The following is a 3,371-nucleotide window of genomic DNA, read 5'->3' on the forward strand; positions in this document are numbered from 1 at the left end:
GCGCCCCCCCCCCCACGCGCCCCCAGCCCCCCCCCCAGCCCCCGCCCGCCCGCCCCCCCCCCGCGGGTCCACCACCCCCCCCCCCCGGCGCGCCACCCCCCCCCGGCGGCCCCCGGTTCACGGGTGCTGCGCGCCACCGTCAGTCGCTGCTCTGCAGGATCGCGAAGAGACGCAGGAACTCGAGGTAGAGCCAGATCAGCGTGACGAGGAGGCCGAACGCGGCCGACCACGCGAACTTGGCGGGCACGCCGCCCTCGACGCCGCGCTTGATCGAGTCGAAGTCGACGATGAGCGACGCGGCGGCGAGGCCGACCGCGACCAGGCTCACCACGATGCCGAGCGTGCCCCCGCGCAGGCCCCAGCCGTCGAGCGCGCCGAACATGAGCAGGACGACGTTGACCAGCGAGAAGGCGAGGTAGCCGACCATCGCGATGAGGAGCCAGCGCGTGAACTTCGGCGTGACCCGTACCTTGCCGGACTTGAACAGGAACAGGGCGGCCGCGAAGGTCGCGATCGTGGCGACGACCGCCGACGGCACGACACCGCTCCACTGCGCCTCGTAGAACCGGCTGATGCCCCCCAGGAACACGCCCTGGGCGACCGTGTAGAGCGTGATGAGCAGCGGGCTCGGGTTCCGCTTGAACGCGTTGACGAGACCCAGGACCAGGCCGACGATCGCGCCGCCGATCCACAGGGCCGGCATCTGGGGCGTGACGATCCACGAACCGGCCGCGACGACGACGAGGAGGGCCAGCAGCCCGCCCGTCTTCATGATGACGTCGTCGTAGGTCAGTCTCTTGGTGTCCGCCGTGGTCGCCGCCGGCGCGTGGTACATCGCGTCGAGCGACGCGGCATCGGCGGTCTGGGCGCCGTAGGCACCCCACTGCGCGCCCTGCTGGGGCGGCGTGCCGTACGCGGGGCCCTGGCCCTGCGGCGGCGCGCTCCCGTAGGCGGGTCCGGCCTGCGTGGCCGCCCCACCGCGCTGGTTCCTCGGATCCCCGAAGACCGCGCTGTTGTTGAAGACGGGGTTGCTCATGAGCTCCTCCTGGTCGCGGCGTCCACTACCTCTCAGCGGGCCTCGTCATCGGCGTCTCGCCTCGAGTCGGGTGTCGCTGGCCTGTGTTCATCCTAGGGAACGTGCGAGCCGTGGCCACTGTTCCCGCGGGCTCTTTCGCCTCTCGGGGGCGAAGTCCCGACCAGCGGACCACCCGACGACGTGGCGCGTACGCCGCGCGGTGTACGCCGCCCGGCCCATACCCCGGGCAAGATACGTCGCACGGGGGCTGTCCGACGTCGTGCACGTCCCTAGGCTCGAGACGTACCTCGCGGAGAGGGCCTCGGTCCGACCGGCACGACCCCCGCCCGCGAGCACCAGAACCATCCCGGACGAACGACCCTCGGAGGGGCGAAGTCATGATCGAAGCACGCGGCCTGACCAAGCGGTACGGGCCCAAGACCGCGGTGGACGGCATCTCGTTCACCGTGCGTCCCGGGACCGTCACCGGCTTCCTCGGCCCCAACGGCGCCGGCAAGTCCACGACCATGCGCATGATCATGGGTCTGGACCGCCCGACCGCGGGGACCGTCACCGTCAACGGGCGCCCGTACGCGCAGCACCGCTCCCCCCTCACCGAGGTGGGCGCGCTGCTCGACGCGAAGGCCGTCCACACCGGGCGCACCGCCTACAACCACCTCCTCGCGATGGCCGCGACGCACGGCATCCCGACCAAGCGCGTCGACGAGGTCATCGAGATGACCGGCCTCCAGTCGGTCGCGAAGAAGCGCGTCGGCGGCTTCTCGCTCGGCATGGGCCAGCGCCTGGGCATCGCGTCCGCGCTGCTGGGCGACCCCAAGACGCTCATCCTCGACGAGCCGGTCAACGGCCTCGACCCCGAGGGCGTCCTGTGGGTGCGCAACCTCGCGAAGTACCTGGCGTCGGAGGGCCGCACGGTCTTCCTGTCGAGCCACCTCATGAGCGAGGTCGCGCTCACGGCCGACCACATCGTCGTCATCGGCAAGGGCCGCATCATCGCGGACGCCCCGGTGAGCGACATCGTCAACGGCTCCCAGCAGCGCACGGTCCGCGTCCGCACGCCGCACGCGACGCAGCTCGCCGAGATCCTCACGAGCGACGGCGCGACCGTCACGAGCGACGAGCCGAGCCTGCTCGTGGTCACCGGCGCCGACGCGCCCGGGATCGGCGAGCTCGCCGCCGCGAAGGGCTTCGTCCTGCACGAGCTCACGCCCGTCACGTCGACCCTCGAGGACGCCTACATGGCCCTCACGGCCGACGCGGTCGAGTACCAGACCGAGTCCGCGCAGATCCACATCGGCCACGGCGCGGCGGGTGCGCCCGCGGGTGCGCCGGCCCCCACCGACTCCCTCGAAGGAGCGCAGCGATGAGCGCCACGACCCTCGCCCCCGGCGCCGCCAGCCCGACGGCGTCCCGCACGTCCCCGTACCGCCTCACGTTCGGCCACGTGCTCCGCTCGGAGTGGATCAAGTTCCGCTCGCTGCGCTCCACGTGGTGGACGCTCGGCATCACCGTCGTCGTCATGGTCGGCTTCTCGCTCATGTTCGCCGCAGTCGTGTCGTCGATGGACTCCGCGGGCGGCTCGCCCGAGGATATGGGGATGGGCACGACCGACGGCATCGGTGTCATGGTCATCACGGTGGGCTACTCGTTCGCGCAGCTCGCTGTCGCCGTGCTCGGTGCGCTCACCGTCACGGGCGAGTACTCGACCGGCATGATCCGCTCCACGCTCTCCGCCGTACCGCGCCGGCTGCCGGCACTCGCGGCGAAGATGATCGTCGTCGGGGTCGTCACCGCGATCACGACCGCCGTCGCGGTCGGGCTCTCCTACCTCGTGACCTACCCCATCCTGTCCGGCAAGGACATGACGGCCGACTTCTCCTCCGCCGACGACCAGCGTGCCCTGATCGGTGCCGTGCTGTACCTCACCGCGGTCGCGCTGTTCTCCGTCGCCGTCGGTGTGCTGCTCCGCAGCTCGGCCGGCGCGATCTTCACGCTCGTCGCGGTGTTCTTCGTCCTCTCGATGGTGCTCAACATCGTCATGGGCGTCACGGGAGCCGACTGGGTCCAGGCGCTCATGAACTCGCTGCCCGCCTCTGCGGGCGAGCAGGTCGTGCTCGGCGGCGGGATGTCGTCCCCCGACGCGATCGGCCCGTGGCCCGGCTTCGCGGTGCTCGCCGGCTGGACCGCGGCGCTGACCGTCGCCGCGGCGGTCGTGCTCAAGCGCCGGGACGCGTGACCTCCCGGCCCACCACCCCGCCGCGGGCGCGCCCACACACCCGCCCGGGGGCCCGGGGCGGGGGCGGCCCCCCACGCCCCCCCCGCGCCCCCCCCCCCC

General features: G+C 72.4%; 3 protein-coding genes. 2 read left to right on the top strand and 1 reads right to left on the bottom strand.

Annotated features, from left to right (window positions below; genetic code table 11):
• Positions 1–139: 139 nt before the first annotated feature.
• Entirely contained in the window at positions 140–1,036 is an 897-nt protein-coding gene (locus ACFWH7_RS20915; protein WP_378219591.1) for a Bax inhibitor-1/YccA family protein, read from the bottom strand.
• Between the two features lie 377 nt (positions 1,037–1,413).
• On the opposite strand from ACFWH7_RS20915, the gene ACFWH7_RS20920 reads away from it, so the two are divergent.
• On the top strand, positions 1,414–2,403 hold the full coding sequence (locus tag ACFWH7_RS20920) for an ABC transporter ATP-binding protein (RefSeq protein ID WP_378219593.1): 990 nt from the start codon (positions 1,414–1,416) through the stop codon (positions 2,401–2,403).
• Positions 2,400–3,272 carry an ABC transporter permease subunit gene (locus tag ACFWH7_RS20925; RefSeq protein WP_378219595.1) on the top strand — a complete coding sequence of 291 codons (873 nt, stop codon included), beginning with the start codon at positions 2,400–2,402 and terminating at the stop codon, positions 3,270–3,272. Before ACFWH7_RS20920 ends, ACFWH7_RS20925 begins: the two co-directional genes overlap by 4 nt.
• The last annotated feature ends 99 nt before the right edge of the window (positions 3,273–3,371 follow it).

This window comes from Cellulosimicrobium cellulans (assembly GCF_042723955.1).
Lineage (GTDB): Bacteria > Actinomycetota > Actinomycetes > Actinomycetales > Cellulomonadaceae > Cellulosimicrobium > Cellulosimicrobium cellulans_H.

Bases quoted from the DNA above. Each gene is read 5' to 3' on its own strand.
- ACFWH7_RS20915 (WP_378219591.1), bottom strand. From the start codon at position 1,036: ATGAGCAACCCCGTCTTCAACAACAGCGCGGTCTTCGGGGATCCGAGG.
- ACFWH7_RS20920 (WP_378219593.1), top strand. From the start codon at position 1,414: ATGATCGAAGCACGCGGCCTGACCAAGCGGTACGGGCCCAAGACCGCG.
- ACFWH7_RS20925 (WP_378219595.1), top strand. From the start codon at position 2,400: ATGAGCGCCACGACCCTCGCCCCCGGCGCCGCCAGCCCGACGGCGTCC.